Origin of the sequence: Enterobacter sichuanensis, from assembly GCF_002939185.1 — a bacterium.
Taxonomy (GTDB): domain Bacteria; phylum Pseudomonadota; class Gammaproteobacteria; order Enterobacterales; family Enterobacteriaceae; genus Enterobacter; species Enterobacter sichuanensis.
This window is the reverse complement of the sequence record NZ_POVL01000056.1, coordinates 1-16550: the sequence shown is the minus strand read 5'-3', so window position 1 is coordinate 16550 and position 16550 is coordinate 1. Positions and strand designations below refer to the sequence as shown.

At 56.6% G+C, this 16550-nt stretch carries 18 protein-coding genes; 10 read left to right on the top strand and 8 right to left on the bottom strand.

The window, feature by feature from the left end; genetic code table 11:
• Positions 1-4 precede the first annotated feature (4 nt).
• From potG to nfsA, 5 genes are all read right to left on the bottom strand, one after another.
• Positions 5-1138, bottom strand: a complete 1134-nt coding sequence (gene potG / locus C5687_RS20145) for a putrescine ABC transporter ATP-binding subunit PotG (protein WP_025756077.1) — start codon at positions 1136-1138, stop codon at positions 5-7.
• A 143-nt stretch (positions 1139-1281) separates the two neighbouring features.
• Positions 1282-2394: a spermidine/putrescine ABC transporter substrate-binding protein PotF gene (potF, locus tag C5687_RS20140; protein ID WP_025756078.1), complete on the bottom strand. Its 1113-nt coding sequence runs from the start codon at positions 2392-2394 to the stop codon at positions 1282-1284.
• A 351-nt stretch (positions 2395-2745) separates the two neighbouring features.
• A complete protein-coding gene (locus C5687_RS20130) occupies positions 2746-3222 on the bottom strand; it encodes a YbjN domain-containing protein (RefSeq protein ID WP_059385906.1) in 477 nt (158 codons plus the stop codon).
• 63 nt (positions 3223-3285) lie between these two features.
• Positions 3286-4188, bottom strand: coding sequence for a 30S ribosomal protein S6--L-glutamate ligase (gene rimK, locus C5687_RS20125; protein WP_025756080.1), 903 nt, complete (start codon positions 4186-4188; stop codon positions 3286-3288).
• Between the two features lie 69 nt (positions 4189-4257).
• A complete protein-coding gene (nfsA, locus tag C5687_RS20120) occupies positions 4258-4980 on the bottom strand; it encodes a nitroreductase NfsA (RefSeq protein ID WP_104557654.1) in 723 nt (240 codons plus the stop codon).
• Positions 4981-5164: 184 nt separating this feature from the next.
• On the opposite strand from nfsA, the gene C5687_RS20115 reads away from it, so the two are divergent.
• Positions 5165-5434 (top strand): GrxA family glutaredoxin, encoded by a 270-nt coding sequence (locus tag C5687_RS20115; RefSeq protein WP_006809455.1) that lies wholly within the window; start codon positions 5165-5167, stop codon positions 5432-5434.
• 30 nt (positions 5435-5464) lie between these two features.
• On the opposite strand, the gene C5687_RS20110 is transcribed toward C5687_RS20115, so the two are convergent.
• Positions 5465-5839 carry an inner membrane protein YbjM gene (locus C5687_RS20110; protein WP_045284541.1) on the bottom strand — a complete coding sequence of 125 codons (375 nt, stop codon included), beginning with the start codon at positions 5837-5839 and terminating at the stop codon, positions 5465-5467.
• Positions 5840-6113: 274 nt separating this feature from the next.
• Between C5687_RS20110 and C5687_RS20105 the strand changes: the two genes are divergently transcribed.
• The 4 genes from C5687_RS20105 (at position 6114) to arsC (ending at position 10146) form a co-directional block, all read left to right on the top strand.
• Positions 6114-7799, top strand: a complete 1686-nt coding sequence (locus C5687_RS20105; RefSeq protein ID WP_008503440.1) for an aspartate:alanine antiporter — start codon at positions 6114-6116, stop codon at positions 7797-7799.
• A 252-nt stretch (positions 7800-8051) separates the two neighbouring features.
• Positions 8052-8372 (top strand): metalloregulator ArsR/SmtB family transcription factor, encoded by a 321-nt coding sequence (locus tag C5687_RS20100; RefSeq protein WP_104557652.1) that lies wholly within the window; start codon positions 8052-8054, stop codon positions 8370-8372.
• Positions 8373-8412: 40 nt separating this feature from the next.
• Positions 8413-9702, top strand: a complete 1290-nt coding sequence (locus C5687_RS20095) for an arsenic transporter (protein ID WP_095440900.1) — start codon at positions 8413-8415, stop codon at positions 9700-9702.
• 12 nt (positions 9703-9714) lie between these two features.
• On the top strand, positions 9715-10146 hold the full coding sequence (gene arsC, locus C5687_RS20090; RefSeq protein WP_104557650.1) for a glutaredoxin-dependent arsenate reductase: 432 nt from the start codon (positions 9715-9717) through the stop codon (positions 10144-10146).
• A 14-nt stretch (positions 10147-10160) separates the two neighbouring features.
• On the opposite strand, the gene C5687_RS20085 is transcribed toward arsC, so the two are convergent.
• Positions 10161-10712 (bottom strand): TetR/AcrR family transcriptional regulator, encoded by a 552-nt coding sequence (locus C5687_RS20085; RefSeq protein ID WP_104557648.1) that lies wholly within the window; start codon positions 10710-10712, stop codon positions 10161-10163.
• 81 nt (positions 10713-10793) lie between these two features.
• Between C5687_RS20085 and C5687_RS20080 the strand changes: the two genes are divergently transcribed.
• Together C5687_RS20080 and C5687_RS20075 are read left to right on the top strand one after the other, a co-directional pair.
• Entirely contained in the window at positions 10794-12008 is a 1215-nt protein-coding gene (locus tag C5687_RS20080) for an MFS transporter (protein ID WP_025756088.1), read from the top strand.
• Positions 11998-12810, top strand: coding sequence for a Cof-type HAD-IIB family hydrolase (locus C5687_RS20075; RefSeq protein WP_104557646.1), 813 nt, complete (start codon positions 11998-12000; stop codon positions 12808-12810). The genes C5687_RS20080 and C5687_RS20075 overlap by 11 nt, the downstream gene beginning before the upstream one ends.
• Positions 12811-12901: 91 nt before the next feature.
• Here the strand turns inward: C5687_RS20075 and C5687_RS20070 are convergent, their stop codons facing one another.
• Positions 12902-14134, bottom strand: a complete 1233-nt coding sequence (locus C5687_RS20070; RefSeq protein WP_104557644.1) for an MFS transporter — start codon at positions 14132-14134, stop codon at positions 12902-12904.
• A gap of 168 nt (positions 14135-14302) precedes the next feature.
• Between C5687_RS20070 and C5687_RS20065 the strand changes: the two genes are divergently transcribed.
• The 3 genes from C5687_RS20065 (at position 14303) to deoR (ending at position 16473) form a co-directional block, all read left to right on the top strand.
• Positions 14303-15031, top strand: a complete 729-nt coding sequence (locus C5687_RS20065; RefSeq protein ID WP_045284550.1) for a phosphatase PAP2 family protein — start codon at positions 14303-14305, stop codon at positions 15029-15031.
• 7 nt (positions 15032-15038) lie between these two features.
• Positions 15039-15647 (top strand): undecaprenyl-diphosphate phosphatase, encoded by a 609-nt coding sequence (gene ybjG / locus C5687_RS20060; RefSeq protein WP_059386110.1) that lies wholly within the window; start codon positions 15039-15041, stop codon positions 15645-15647.
• A gap of 67 nt (positions 15648-15714) precedes the next feature.
• Entirely contained in the window at positions 15715-16473 is a 759-nt protein-coding gene (deoR, locus tag C5687_RS20055) for a DNA-binding transcriptional repressor DeoR (protein ID WP_025756093.1), read from the top strand.
• Positions 16474-16550: the final 77 nt, after the last annotated feature.

Here is a 16550-nt window from a genome sequence, read left to right as displayed (position 1 = left end):
CTCCTTATACCGTCAGCACAACACAGCTGTCCGCATCCCAGCACAGGCGCACCTCGTCACCCCAGGTTGGCTGGCCTTTGCGATAGCGGTGTTCGTTCTGCAACTGGGCACTCAGCATCTGCCCGCTTTTCAGGCGTACGTGGTAGATGGAGAGGTCACCCAGATAGGCAATGTGCACCACTTCACCCACGGCAAAGTTATAGCCATCGGCAGGCGGATCGTCGCAGAGCATGATCTTCTCCGGGCGCAGCGCGACGTAGACCGGCACGTTATCCACCACGGAGTTATCCGGATCAACCTTAAGCGGATGCTGCAACCCCGGCGATTCGATGATCAGACCATCTTCCTGACGCGCTTTCAGCAGCCCTTCAAAGACGTTAACCGAACCGATGAACTCTGCGCTGTAGCGGGTGGTCGGATGCTCATAAATCTCTTCCGGCTCGCCAATCTGCACGAACTTGCCGCGGTTCATGATCGCGATACGTCCGGCCATAGTCATGGCTTCTTCCTGGTCGTGGGTGACCATCACGCAGGTCACGCCCACGCGTTCGAGAATATCCACCACTTCGAGCTGCATACGGTCGCGCAGTTTTTTATCCAGCGCCCCCATCGGCTCATCAAGCAGCAGCAGTTTCGGGCGTTTTGCCAGGCTTCTGGCCAGCGCCACACGCTGACGCTGACCGCCAGAAAGCTGGTGCGGTTTACGTTTCGCGAACTCCTGCATATGCACCAGGCTCAGCATCTCGGCCACGCGCGCGGTAATTTCAGCCTTCGGCAGCTTATCCTGCTTCAGGCCAAAGGCGATGTTCTGCTCCACCGTCATGTGCGGAAAAAGCGCGTAAGACTGGAACATCATGTTAATGGGGCGCTGATACGGCGGCACGCTGGAGAGATCCACGCCATCAAGCATGATCTGCCCGGCCGTGGGCTGTTCAAAACCGGCCAGCATACGCAGCAGGGTCGATTTGCCGCAGCCAGACGCCCCCAGTAGGGCAAAAATTTCGCCTTTATAGATAGTCAGGCTGACGTCGTCCACGGCATGCTGGCCATCGAAAGATTTGGTGAGGTTACGAATTTCAAGAAGCGGGGTCAGCGCTTTACGGACTTTCGCCTGCGGGCGGGGGATCGCGTCATTCACGGGGTGCTCTCCGGCATAGATCAAAACTGGTGCAAACGCACCGTCAGGGTGCGCATCGCCGGGCGGCGCTAACGCTTGCCCGGCCTACGGGTTGTATAGGCCCGGTAAGCGATAGCGCCACCGGGCAACAATACCAAACGCCGTTATTTACCGCTTTTCACCTTGGTCCACGCGCGGGTACGCACACGGTCAATTTTTGGATCCTGAACTTTCAGGGTGAAGAGCTTGGCGAACACATCCGCTGGCGGATAGATAGCCGGGTTATTACGGATTTCTTCGCTCACCAGCGGCACGGAGGCCTTGTTACCGTTTGCGTAGTAAACGTGGTCGCTGATGTGGGCGATCACGTCAGGACGCATCAGGTAGTTGAGGAACTGATAAGCTTCATCTTTGTTTTTCGCATCCGTCGGCATCGCGAAGACGTCAAAGAAGGCCAGCGCCCCCTCTTTCGGAATGAAGTAGGAGACATTGACGCCGTTTTTCGCCTCTTTCGCGCGGTTAGCCGCCTGCCATACGTCCCCTGCCCAGCCAATCGCGACGCAGATGTCGCCGTTCGCCAGGTCATTGATGTACTGAGACGAGTGGAAGTAACGAATGTTTGGACGCAGCTTCAGCAGCAGATCCGTCGCCGGACCGGTGTAATCATCCGCCTTGTTGCTGTTCGGATCTTTGCCCAGGTAGTTCAGCACGGTGGCGAAGATCTCTTCCGGTGCATCGAGGAAAGAGACGCCGCAGCTTTTCAGCTTCGCAAGGTTTTCCGGCTTCAGCACCACGTCCCAGCTGTCCAGCTTGACGTCCGGGCCCAGCGCCGCTTTGACTTTATCGACGTTGTAGCCAATACCGGTGGTCGCCCACAGATACGGCATCGCGTATTTGTTCTCCGGGTCGTGTTTGGCCACCAGCTTCAGCACTTCCGGGTCGAGGTTTTTCCAGTTCGGTAATTTGCTCTTATCCAGCGGCTGGAAGACGCCAGCAGTAAGCTGACGCTCCAGGAAGCTCGCGGACGGTACCACGAGGTCGAAGCCGGTGCTGCCGGCCATCAGTTTGCCTTCCAGCACTTCGTTGGAATCGAACACGTCATAGACCACTTTAATGCCGGTCTCTTTTTCAAAATTCGCGACCGTGTCCGGCGCAATATAGTCAGACCAGTTGTAAACGTGCAGCGTTTTTTGTTCCGCAGCGAGCGTGCCGGCAGAGACGGCCATCAGAGCACCCGCAACCAGACCCGATAACCATTTTTTATTTAAGGCGATCATAGTGTTATTCCTTCTGAAAGCTCGTTAACAAACGAACTAAAACTGTGCAATCTGGATATATGCAAAAATCATGCATAGTTTGTCGCTCTGCCCGAAATAAAAAGAAACCTCTTTATCCGGCAGCCTCCGCTCGCTTTTTTAAGCATCGCAAGAATAACTGTAGCCCGTGTCCCCGGCTATAGCCCAGACGAAAAAACGCCTTTTATCAATTTTTTATGCAGGTTATGTCTACGTGATAAGCCGAAATGGCCTTTGGGGAGGTGAAAAATTCTTTAAGGAAAGGTTAAAAGCAGCAGAAAAAATGGCCTTCTGCAGCCGCTATGGCAGCGACTGCGCAAAAGTCAGACAGGTTTAGTGAAGAAAATTGGGAGATGCATCATTATTCTCTGCATCATCATCCGTGCTGTACAGGAGATGGTGTGCACTGGCTTCCATCATGACCATGGAAATTTGCTCTTCGCTCAAGCGCATAAACCAGGCGAACTGCTTGAACGACAGACCGGCACCGGAGAATAAAGACTGGCAAACGACCAGTTTTGGCAGATTATCATCCTGTATGTCGAGAAATGCTTTCACCGTCAAAGAACTGGCGTTGATCGCTGACAGGTCCGAGGCCAGCGCCAGCAGCGCAGACGGCTTCACTTCGGCCAGCGCGGAGAAGAGGATCACGTCGTTAATGAGATCGATTTTGGCGTCAAAAATGCCGTCGAAATTCTGCATATGAGGCAGATGCAGCGCCTGGCAGGAATCACATTCAAAGAACGTAATACCCGCATCATCGAGCCATTGACGTAACGTATCCAGTGTTGGAACGACCTGTAAATCCATCGCTGTGCAGCCTCTTTAATAAAAACTTCGCATAGGGTACGCAAAAAGTGCGATCAATACCATTCACCCACCCGTTTTCAGACAGTAACCTGGGGTCGCATGACGCTCGATCCATGCGATCATTTTACCCGCAATATCGACCCCTGTGGTTTTTTCCACGCCTTCCAGACCCGGCGAGGCGTTCACCTCCATCACCAGCGGCCCGCGCGTCGCCCGCAGAAGATCAACACCCGCGACATCCAGCCCCAGCGTTTGCGCAGCTTTCACCGCTATCTCACGCTCACGATCGCTGATCGTTGCCACCCGCGCAATGCCTCCGCGATGGAGATTGGAGCGAAAATCGCCCTCTTTGGCCTGGCGTTCGATGGCCGCCACCACCTCATTCCCCACCACGAAGCAGCGGATGTCACGTCCTTTAGCTTCTTCAATATACTCCTGCACCAGGATGTGCGCATTGAGGCCACGGAAAGCGTCAATCACGCTCTCCGCCGCCTGACGCGTCTCCGCCAGCACCACGCCAATGCCCTGGGTGCCCTCCACCAGCTTGATGACCAGCGGCGCGCCGCCCACCATGTCGATGAGATCGCTGGTGTCGTCCGGGGAGTGAGCGATACCGGTCACCGGAAGATCGATCCCCTGACGGGCGAGCAGTTGCAGCGAGCGCAGCTTATCCCGGGCGCGGGAAATGGCGACAGATTCGTTTAGCGGGTAGCTGCCCAGCATCTCGAACTGGCGCAGCGCGGCGGTGCCGTAATAGGTGATCTGGGAGCCGATGCGGGGGATCACCGCATCAAAATGCGGCAGCTTGCGGCCTTTGTAGTGAATAGATGAGGCCGCGGGATCGATGTTCATATAGCAGGACATCGGATCGAGGATTTCAACCTGATGCCCGCGCTTTGCCGCCGCTTCTCGCAGGCGTTTACATGAATAGAGCGTTCCATCCCGGGATAATATGGCAATTTTCACCCTGCACCTCGCTAAAGACATGGAAAAAGCCTGCGTATCATATACGCAGGCAGGCACAGGATAAATGGACTATCGCGTCGCCCAGCCCTGTTTGTGCAGGTAATCAAGAATAAACGGGCGATTTTCTTTAATGATAGTGCGGCGAATATGGTCGCTCCAGGTATCGCGACGGTTATTGCTCCCGCGGGTCATATAGTAGTGCGCCAGCTCCTCGTCGTATTGCTCCAGCACGTCGCGATCGAGAGGCTGGTAGTGGTTTTCATGCACCAGCATGGCTGCAGGAATACGCGGCTTCAGATCCGGGTTATCCGCCGGCCAGCCAAGGCACAGGCCAAACAGCGGCAGGACATGTTTTGGCAGCTTCAGCAGTTCGGTCACGCTTTCAATGTTGTTACGCAGCCCGCCGATATACACACCGCCTAACCCCAGCGACTCCGCCGCCGTAAAGGCGTTTTGCGCCATCAGCGCGGTATCCACTACGCCCAGCAGCAGCTGTTCTGCCAGGCCTAATTCGGCCTCAGGGCAGATCTGCAGGTGGCGGTTAAAGTCGGCACAGAACACCCAGAACTCCGCGGCCTGCGCCACCTGTTTCTGCCCGCCAGTGAGTGAAACCAGCTGCTCGCGCAGGGCCGGGTCGGTGATGCGGATAATGGAGCTGCACTGCAGGAAGCTGGAGCTGGAGGTCGCTCTTGCGCTGTTAATAATCGCTTCGCGCTGCGCTTCGGTAATCGGTTCACCGGTAAAGTGTCGAATGGAACGATGGGAAAGGAGCAGGTCAATCGTTGGTGTCATCTTGTCTCTCTTTGTCGTGCTTAAACCGTATTGCAGCCAGTATAGGCAATCATTTGCGCGGTGTAATTGGCGAAACATAGCCTTACTGTATCAAAGTGACAGGCGAAACCTTCTTTAATGACGGCAGTTTATCGGGCACTATATGTCCTATTCGCCGTCAGGCTTGTTTTTTGAGGAGAGAGAAATGTTTGCAGTAATTTTTGGTCGTCCAGGATGCCCTTACTGTGTGCGCGCAAAAGAGCTGGCTGAAAAACTGACTGAAGAGCGTGATGACTTTAACTTCCGCTATGTGGATATCCACGCAGAAGGCATCACCAAAGCCGATCTGGAAAAAACCGTGGGTAAACCGGTAGAAACCGTACCGCAGATTTTCCTCGATCAGAAACACATTGGTGGCTGCACGGACTTTGAAGCTTATGCTAAAGAGCATCTGGGTCTGTTTGCCGCCCAGTAACACTAAGACGCCCTCACCTGGAGGGCGTTTTTATTTGTGGTGTCGCCAGTGCTTAAGCAGACTGCACACAAACAAATAGCACAGCGCCCCCAGCGCGCACCAGAATACGGCGCTCAGTAACCACGCCAGCTCTTGCCAGAAACTTCTCGTCGGGACATACAGTAACCGCATCAGCAGCAAACAGAGCGGTGCGGCCAGCATGGCGCCAATAAGTGGCTTAACCACCTCCCCTTTACGGGAGAGGAAACTGGCTGCCGCTCCCGGCAGGGTAAAAAAGAGCAGCCCGAGCTCCGGGTGACCGGCAGCCCTGAACGCCCCTTTCACATTAAAAGCGAGCGCCATGCATACGACGATAAACAGCAAAAAGCAGCTGATCACCCCCGCCCAGTTCCGTGTAATGTTCAAACTATCCTCCTGACTTCATCTCTATCAAATACAGCTTCGTCCAGTGGACGCCCAGTCAGATAAAGCAATGTGGCAATCCTTGCCAAAGCCCGCACAGGGTTATGCGATAATAGGTAGCTGTCAGTAGCTAATACGATTAAACTATCGGCCAGCTAATGTTTTAGGGAATAAATTAGGAAACAGGGAGTGTTGTACGCGTTCCCTGACCCAGAAAACAGTAGCCCAAATAGTCCTTTCATTCAACAACTTACTGGTAAACAAGAAGTTAGCCTCCGTGAATATAAACGTCGCAGACTTGTTAAACGGGAATTACATCCTGTTATTATTTGTGGTACTGGCGCTGGGTCTTTGCCTGGGTAAATTGCGTCTCGGTTCAGTTCAACTGGGTAATTCCATTGGCGTTTTAGTCGTCTCCTTATTATTAGGCCAGCAGCATTTCAGCATTAACACGGACGCGCTCAACTTAGGTTTTATGCTGTTTATTTTTTGTGTTGGCGTGGAAGCGGGTCCTAACTTTTTTTCAATTTTCTTCCGTGACGGCAAAAATTATCTGATGCTGGCGCTGGTCATGGTCGGCAGCGCGCTGCTGATCGCCTTAGGGCTGGGTAAACTGTTTGGCTGGGATATCGGGTTAACGGCCGGTATGCTGGCAGGCTCCATGACCTCCACCCCCGTGCTGGTGGGTGCCGGTGATACCCTGCGCCATTCCGGTATGGCCGGGGAACAGCTCTCTACCGCCCTCGACCACCTGAGCCTGGGCTATGCCCTGACCTATTTGATTGGTCTGGTGAGCCTGATTGTGGGCGCACGCTATCTGCCAAAACTGCAGCATCAGGATCTGCAGACCAGCGCCCAGCAAATCGCCCGCGAGCGCGGTCTGGATACCGACTCCAAACGTAAAGTTTATCTCCCGGTGATCCGCGCCTACCGCGTCGGGCCGGAGCTGGTGGCCTGGGCGGACGGCAAAAACCTCCGCGAACTGGGCATTTACCGTCAGACGGGCTGCTACATCGAACGTATCCGCCGCAACGGCATTCTGGCGAACCCGGACGGCGATGCGGTGCTGCAGATGGGCGACGACATTGCACTGGTGGGCTACCCGGATGCCCACGCGCGACTCGACCCGAGCTTCCGTAACGGCAAAGAGGTGTTCGACCGCGATCTGCTCGACATGCGCATCGTCACCGAAGAGATCGTGGTGAAAAACCATAACGCCGTGGGCCGCCGTCTGGCGCAGCTGAAGCTGACCGACCATGGCTGCTTCCTCAACCGCGTGATCCGCAGCCAGATTGAGATGCCCATCGACGACAACGTTGTCCTGAATAAAGGTGACGTGCTGCAGGTGAGCGGCGACGCCCGCCGCGTGAAAACCGTCGCTGACCGCATCGGCTTTATCTCCATTCACAGCCAGGTCACCGACCTGCTGGCCTTCTGCGCCTTCTTTATCGTTGGCCTGATGATTGGGATGATCACCTTCCAGTTCAGCAACTTTAGCTTCGGCATCGGTAACGCCGCCGGGCTGCTGTTCGCCGGGATCATGCTGGGCTTCCTGCGCGCGAACCACCCGACCTTCGGCTACATTCCGCAGGGCGCGCTGAACATGGTGAAAGAGTTCGGTCTGATGGTCTTTATGGCGGGCGTTGGCTTAAGCGCCGGCAGCGGCATTGGCCACAGCCTGGGCGCTGTCGGCTGGCAGATGTTGGTTTCCGGACTTATCGTCAGCCTGGTGCCGGTGGTGATCTGCTTCCTGTTCGGCGCCTACGTGCTGCGCATGAACCGTGCCCTGCTCTTCGGGGCAATGATGGGGGCGCGTACCTGTGCGCCGGCCATGGAAATCATCAGTGATACCGCGCGCAGCAACATCCCGGCGCTGGGCTATGCGGGCACGTATGCTATCGCTAACGTACTGCTGACGCTGGCGGGTACGCTGATCATCATCATCTGGCCAGGACTCGGATAACGCTGACATTTGCGCATAACGAAAAAATTTTTGTTACGCGCAGAACTTTTTAATCAGGGGGCAGTCATAACTAGTGCCACTGCTTTTCTTTGATGTCCCCAATTTGTGGAGCCCATCAACCCCGCCGTTTTGGTTCAAGGTTGATGGGTTTTTTGTTGCCTGAAATTCCCCTGCCTCTAATCTCACCTTCTCACCTGCCAACAAAACATATATGATTAAACATATATGATAATCGCGCCAGCAGGAACTCCCATGCTCCACCCGCTCCAGCTGTTCAAAACCCTCGCCGACGAAACGCGGCTCGCCATCGTCATGCTGCTCCGCGAAGCCGGCGAGCTGTGCGTCTGCGATCTCTGCTCCGCCACCAGCGAGCCGCAACCGAAGGTCTCGCGCCATATGGCCCTGCTGCGCGAGTCCGGGCTGGTGATCGACCGCCGCGAGGGTAAGTGGGTCCATTACCGTCTCTCCCCCAACATGCCTGCATGGGCAGCTACCGTCATCGACACCAGCTGGAACTGCCTGCGGGAAGAGACGCGCCTGAAGCTGAAAAACCGACTTTCGGGCTCGTGCTAAGCAAAATACATTCACAAAAACAGATATAACGGAGTAGAAGATGTTTCTGGCAGGGGCTATTTTTCTGTTTACGCTGGTACTGGTCATCTGGCAGCCCAAAGGGTTGAGTATCGGCTGGAGTGCCACCCTTGGCGCCGGGCTGGCGCTCGCCAGCGGCGTGATCCACATAAGCGATATCCCGGTGGTCTGGAATATTGTCTGGAACGCCACGGCAACGTTTATTGCCGTCATCATTATTAGCCTGCTGCTGGATGAGTCCGGCTTTTTCGAGTGGGCAGCGCTGCACGTCGCCCGCTGGGGGAACGGTCGCGGAAGATTGCTGTTTACCTGGATAGTCCTGCTGGGCGCAGCCGTGGCGGCGCTGTTTGCCAATGACGGCGCGGCGCTGATCCTGACCCCTATCGTTATCGCCATGCTGCTGGCGCTGGGGTTCAGCAAGCAGGCCACGCTGGCGTTTGTCATGGCGGCAGGTTTTATCGCCGATACCGCCAGCCTGCCGCTGATTGTGTCGAACCTGGTCAATATTGTCTCGGCAGACTTCTTTTCGCTGGGGTTCAGCGAATACGCCTCGGTGATGATCCCGGTCGATATCGCCGCGATTGCCGCAACGCTGGTGATGCTGCATCTGTTCTTTCGCAAAGACATTCCCCCGGCATATGACCTGGCAAAACTCCGCGAACCCGCTCGGGCCATTCACGATCTCCCGACGTTCAGAACGGGCTGGATTGTCCTGCTGCTGCTTCTGGTCGGCTTCTTCGTGCTCGAACCGCTCGGTATTCCGGTCAGCGCCATTGCGACTGCAGGCGCGCTGATTTTGTTTGCTGTTGCAAAACGCGGACATGCGATAAACACCGGAAAAGTGCTGCGTGGCGCGCCATGGCAGATTGTTATCTTCTCGCTGGGGATGTATCTGGTGGTGTATGGCCTGCGCAATGCCGGGCTGACAGATTCGCTCACAGGCGTTCTGAATAGCCTGGCCGGACATGGATTGTGGGCCACCACGTTGGGTACCGGGTTCATCACCGCGTTTCTGTCATCCATAATGAACAACATGCCCACGGTGCTGATTGGCGCACTCTCCATTGATGGCAGCACGGCAACAGGATTAATTAAGGATGCGATGATTTACGCCAACGTGATTGGCTGCGATCTGGGGCCGAAAATCACACCCATCGGTAGCCTCGCCACCCTGCTCTGGCTCCACGTGCTGGCGCAGAAAAACATGACGATTACCTGGGGCGACTATTTCCGGACGGGCATCATCATGACGCTGCCGGTCCTGTTTGTGACGCTCGCCGCGCTGGCGCTACGTCTCTCCTTCACACTGTAATGAGCCACTGATATGAGCCACATCACTATTTATCACAACCCCGCCTGCGGCACCTCGCGCAATACGCTGGAAATGATCCGCAACAGCGGCACGGAGCCAGAAATTATCTTCTATCTGGAGACCCCGCCGTCACGCGATGAACTGATTAAACTAATTGCCGACATGGGCATTTCAGTACGGGATCTGCTGCGTAAAAACGTGGAGCCCTATGAACAACTCGGCCTGGCCGAAGATAAATTCAGCGACGACCAGCTTATCGATTTTATGCTGCAGCACCCGATCCTGATTAACCGTCCGATCGTGGTGACGCCGCTGGGCACGCGCCTGTGCCGTCCCTCTGAAGTCGTGCTTGACATTCTGCCGGACGCGCAGAAAGGGGCGTTTACCAAAGAGGACGGCGAAGCCGTCGTGGACGCCAGTGGGAAAAAAATCACTCGAAAATAAGTGGCAACCGCGGGTTAGCGGTCTCCCTCACCCGCGATCCTTCCCACCATCGCCCGGATCTCCTCGCGCGTTAACGGTGCCCGGTCAGTCACGTAGTGCAGCGTCATCCCTTCAATGAAGGCATCCAGCGCACGCGTAGTGGCCGGGTCGAACCACTGCTCCAGCGTGGTCTGGCTCATCTTCATCCAGTCCTGCATCACCGTTTTGAGCGCCGCGCTGCGGTGCATGAAGGCGTAGAGCTGATACATCAGCGCCATGTTGTGCGGCGTCGTCACCTGCGAACTGTGGATCAGGGTGGTGATGGATTCGCACGCCATCTCCGGGCCGGTGACACCCGCGAAGAAATCCCGGTACTGCTGCGACATCTGCCGGGTAAACCACGTGAAGGCCTCCTCCAGCAGCGGCTCCATACCGTCAAAATAGTAGGTCATCGACCCCAGCGGCACGCCGGCGCAGGTGGCGATTTTACGGTGCGTGACGGCGTGAATACCGTGTTCAGCAATGGTATCGAGTGTTGCCTGCAGGATCTTCTCCCGGCGATGCGGATCGTTCGGTGGTCTGCTCATAAATTCCTCACGTGGTTTGTGTACAAATGTACACAAACTTGCTAGTGTTGTCGCTATTGATGTACTTCTGGTGCTACCCCGATGACGCAAACCTCTCCCCGTAAAGCCCTGCAGCTCCGCCTGTGGGCGCTGTTTATGTTCTTCTTTATTCCGGGCCTGCTGATGGCCTCCTGGGCCACTCGTACTCCCGCCATTCGCGATATTTTGTCCGTCTCTACCGCTGAGATGGGCATCGTGCTGTTCGGCCTGTCGATAGGTTCGATGAGCGGCATCCTCTGCTCCGCGTGGCTGGTGAAGCGCTTCGGTACGCGGGCGGTGATCCGCACGACCATGTGCTGCGGGGTGATTGGGATGATAGTGCTGAGCGCGGCGCTCTGGTTTGCCTCACCGGTGCTGTTTGCCCTGGGGCTGACGGTATTTGGCGGCAGCTTAGGCTCGGCGGAAGTGGCGATAAACGTTGAAGGGGCCGCGGTTGAGCGCGAGATGAACAAAACCGTGCTGCCCATGATGCACGGCTTCTATAGCCTCGGCACGCTGGCCGGTGCGGGCGTGGGCATGGCGCTGACGGCTGCTGGCGTAAGCGCGAATCTGCATATCCTGCTGGCGGCGCTGGTGTGCATCATTCCGATTCTGATCGGCATCCGTGCCATCCCGAACGGTAACGGCAAGAATGCCGCGGACGAACAGCATTCGGCCGAAAAGGGACTGCCCTTCTACCGCGATTATCAGCTGATGCTGATTGGCGTGGTGGTGCTGGCGATGGCATTCGCGGAAGGTTCCGCCAACGACTGGCTGCCGCTGCTGATGGTGGACGGTCACGGCTTCAGCCCGACCTCCGGCTCGCTCATTTACGCCGGGTTTACGCTGGGAATGACCGTCGGACGCTTCACCGGCGGCTGGTTTATCGACCGTTACAGCCGCGTGGCGGTGGTGCGCGCCAGCGCCCTGCTCGGCGGCCTGGGTATCGCGATGATCATCTTTGTGGATGTGGGCTGGATTGCCGGCGTCTCGGTGATCCTCTGGGGTCTGGGAGCCTCACTTGGCTTCCCGCTGACCATTTCAGCCGCCAGCGACACCGGCCCGGATGCCCCGACACGCGTCAGCGTAGTAGCAACAACCGGCTATCTCGCCTTCCTGGTAGGGCCGCCGCTGCTCGGCTTCCTGGGTGAGCATTACGGACTGCGCAGCGCCATGCTGGTGGTATTAGGGTTGGTCATCATCGCGGCGCTGGTGGCGCGCGCGGTGGCCAGGCCGGAAACGAAACAAACGACACTGGAGAAGGGATATGAGCGTTAAACTGATCGCCGTCGACATGGATGGTACTTTTCTGAGCGATGCCAAAACCTATAATCGCGAACGTTTTCTGGCCCAGTACGCCCGCATGAAGGCGCAGGGCATTCGTTTTGTGGTTGCCAGCGGCAACCAGTACTACCAGCTGATCTCTTTCTTCCCGGAAATTGCGCATGAAATTGCGTTCGTCGCGGAAAACGGCGGTTGGGTCGTGAGTGAAGGTGAAGACGTCTTTAACGGTGAACTGTCGAAAGCCCATTTTGAGACCGTCGCAAACGTGCTGAACGACGTCCCGGGCATTGAGATCATCGCCTGCGGGAAGAGCAGCGCCTACACGCTGAAGTGCTATGACGAGAGCTTCAAGGCTATCGCGGCGAAGTACTATCACCGACTCGAAATGGTCAGCAATTTCGACAATCTAAACGATATTTTCTTCAAGTTCGGGCTTAACGTCTCTGACGATGAAATTCCGCGTATTCAGGCGCTGCTGCATGAAAAGCTGAGCGACATCATGGTACCCGTCACCACCGGTCACGGCAGTATCGACCTGATTATCCCGGGCGTGCATAAAGCCAACGGTCTGCGGATCCTGCAACAGTGCTGGGGGATAGATAACAGCGAGGTGGTGGCCTTCGGGGACAGCGGCAACGACGTGGAGATGCTGCGTCAGTCGGACTTCAGCTTTGCGATGGCGAATGCCAGACCGCATATTAAAGCGGTGGCTCGCTTTGAAGCACCGCACAATAACGAGGAAGGCGTTTTAAACGTGATTGAGAAGGTATTGAACGGGGAGGCGCCGTTTAATTGATACCGTGCGGTCTGGTGCCCTCACCCTAACCCTCTCCCACAGGGAGAGGGGACTGTCCCGACCTCGCCCACGGGGAGAGGGGATAAACAGATCAAGGTTGCAGGGCGTTTCCGACACGTTTGTCCTTCAGGAACACCACCATCAGGCCAACCCACAGCACGCCGTTGGCGAGGTTAAACAGGCTGAACAAACCGTTGCCGCCCATCGCGTAGGCATGCTTGCTCACCTCGATACCGACGGTAAAAATCAGCATCTGCAGCATTCCCATCGCCGCGGAGACCGTCCCTTTACTCATCTCGCTGGCGAACAACGTCAGGCGTACCAGCCCGGCGTTCGCCACGCCAATTCCAAAGGCATAGAGGCTGAGCCCCGCCGTCATCCACAAATAAGCGTGGGAGGACACCACGGTCGCCACCGCCGCCATAATCAGCCCCGCGGCAACCGGCCAGCCGCCCATGATAATCAGCGAGCGCACGGTGCGGCGTGACGTCAGACGCGCCAGCACCAGGTTACCGATAATCAACGCGCCAAAAATCGGCACCTGCAACAGACCGTACTCGTAGCTGCTGAGCTTTTCACCGCTGATGATAATGACCGGTGATTGCGCAATCCACGCCAGCAGCGGCAGGCTGACAAACCCTGTCGCCAGCGCACCGGCCACAAAGCGGCCATTCTTCAGCACGGCTTTGTAATCCCGACCCAGCTCTTTTAGCGAGAGTTTCTCGCCAATGCGGGTCGCCGTTTCCGGCATCGCACGGTGCAGGCCAAAGAAGGCGATGGCGGCGAGAACCGCAAAGAGGACAAACATCCCTTCCCAGGGCGCAACGTGCACCCACGCAGCACCCACCAGCGGCCCGAGTAACGGGGCGATCAGCGCCACGTTCGCCATCAGCGCGGTAATTTTGATACACACCGCCTCTTCAAACGACTCCTGAATGGCGGCATACCCCACGGCACCGATAAAGCACAGGCTCACCCCCTGCAGGAAACGCAGCAGGGTAAACTGTTCAATGTTTTGTGCCAGCAGCGTGGCGAGGCAGGTCACGATGAACCACACCACGCCGGTCAGCATCACCGGACGACGGCCAATGCGATCCGACAGCGGGCCTAACAGCCACTGCAAAAACATGCCACCTGCCAGATAGGCGGTCATCGAGGTCGGCACCCATTCGATCCCCGCGTTGTACTGCGCCACAACGGCCAGCATACCGGGCTGGATCATATCGTTGCCGATATAGGTCGAAAATTCGTAGAGCACCAGACACAGAGGGAAAAGCAGCGCCTGACGACCCAGACGTGAACCTGAAGAAGAACGGTTTAACATGCAATCTCTTTATAATGACAAAATCGCGACGAGTGTAATGAAATGCCGCAGCCCGAGATAGTGATTTATCGAGGATAAACAGAAATAAAGCACATATCGTCTTCGTTTAAGGTTTCCTTAAGTTGACAGATTTATGATAGCCCGATGACTCGTCAACGATCCCAAATTATGTCACTCACGTCCAGCCGCTCAGAATTATCTAACTTACAGACAAATAAGACAAAACGCCTTTACCGCTTACCGACCCGCTTTTATGGTTATCAGCTTTTCGTGCTGATTGCTCTTGCCGTGGTGTTCACGTGGCTATCGCGCAATGAAGCGCTGGACAGATGGATAAGTGGTTTTTGGTATGACGCGGCGACGCAAAGCTTCCCGCTGCAGAAAGACCACCTGCTGGATCTGCTGAACCATCGCCTGGCGAAGTACATCGCCATCGCCTTAGGGGTCGTGGCGCTGTTATTCGGTGCTTACAAGCGTAACGCAAGGCTGGTTACGGCGGCGCTGCTGATGGGACTCGGCGCACTGGTGGTGGGGGCGTTGAAAAGCATCAGCCATCACAGCTGTCCGTGGGATCTGGTGGAGTATGGCGGTAAGGCCGTGTCTTATCCCTTGTTCAGCGCCGTCCCGGCAGACAGCGGTCCGGGTCGCTGTTTCCCCGGCGGTCATGCCTCCAGCGGCTTTATGGTGATGGGGCTGTTTTTTGCCTTCTGGCGCGAGCGTCCGCGCCTCGCCTGGAGCTTTGTGATCCTCGGCGTGGTGCTGGGTCTGGCGATGGGCTTCGGCCAGGTCATGCGCGGGGCACATTTTTTCTCTCACAACCTGTGGGCCGGGTGGTGGGTCTGGTTTTCCCAGGTGGTGGTCTATGGCCTTGTTTCCACCTGGTTTGCGAAAGAGTGATGACATTATGTTAGAGAGTCTGAATTACCAGCTGTTTTATCTGATCAACGCCACGCCGGCCTCGCCAGAGTGGATGATCGATTTCGCCACCTTCCTGGCAAAAGATCTGATCAGTATCGTGCCTGCGCTGGCCGCCATCCTCTGGCTGTGGGGTCCCCGCAGTCAGGTAAAAGCGCAGCGCCAGCTGGTGATCAAAGTGGCGATGGCGCTCGGCGTAAGCGTGCTGGTGAGCTATATTCTCGGCCACGCATTTCCCCACGATCGTCCTTTCGTCGATCACGTCGGCTATACCTTCCTGCACCACGCGCCAGATGACTCGTTCCCGAGCGATCACGGTACGGTGATCTTCACCTTCGCGCTGGCCTTCCTGTTCTGGCATCGCCTGTGGTCGGGTGCGGTGCTGATGGCGGTGGCCGTGGCCATCGCCTGGTCCCGCGTTTATCTGGGCGTCCACTGGCCGCTGGATATGGTGGGCGGTTTCCTGGTGGGACTGATTGGCTGCGTCAGCGCGGCGATCCTGTGGAATCTTATCGGGGAAGCGCTCTACCGCGGGCTCTCTTCACTCTATCGGGCCGTTTTCGCCATCCCGATCCGCAAAGGCTGGATACGTGACTAACCCCAACCTGACAGGTTACACTTGAGCCCCCGCCCTGCGGGGGTTCACTTTTTTATGCCGAGGAACTATGGAAACACGACGCGATGACCGCATTGCTCAGCTGCTACAGGCGCTGAAGCGCAGTGATAAGCTGCATCTTAAGGAAGCCGCCACCCTCCTCGGCGTCTCAGAGATGACCATTCGTCGGGATCTGAACAGCGAGAGCGCGCCGGTTGTGCTGCTGGGCGGGTATATTGTGCTTGAGCCGCGTAGTGCCAGCCATTATCTGATCAGCGACCAGAAGACGCGTCTGGTTGAAGAGAAACGCAAAGCTGCACGGCTCGCGGCTTCCTTGGTACAGCCGCACCAGACGCTGTTTTTTGACTGCGGTACCACCACGCCGTGGATTATCGAAGCCATCGACAGCACAATTCCGTTCACTGCCGTGTGCTACTCCCTGAACACCTTTCTGGCGCTGCAGGAGAAGCCCGAGTGCCGGGTGATCCTTTGCGGCGGTGAGTTTCATGCCAGCAACGCGATTTTTAAGCCGCTTAACCTGCAGGACACGCTCAGCAATTTATGCCCGGATATCGCGTTTTATTCCGCCGCTGGTGTCAGTGTCCGCCAGGGCGCAACCTGCTTTAATCTGGAAGAGTTACCGGTGAAGCACTGGGCGCTCAGCGCAGCGCAGTATCACGTACTGGTGGTCGATCACAGTAAGTTTGGCAAGGTGCGTTCGGCAAGAATGGGCGAACTGGCGCAGTTTGATGCCATCGTCAGCGACTGCCGTCCGGATGACGAGATAGTGGCCCACGCGAAGGCGCAGCAGGTGAAGTTGATGTATTAAGTGGGGTGCGGTCTGATGCCCTCACCCCGGCCCTCTCCCACAGGGCTGAGGGATCTCCACAAAAAAATGTCTGCACA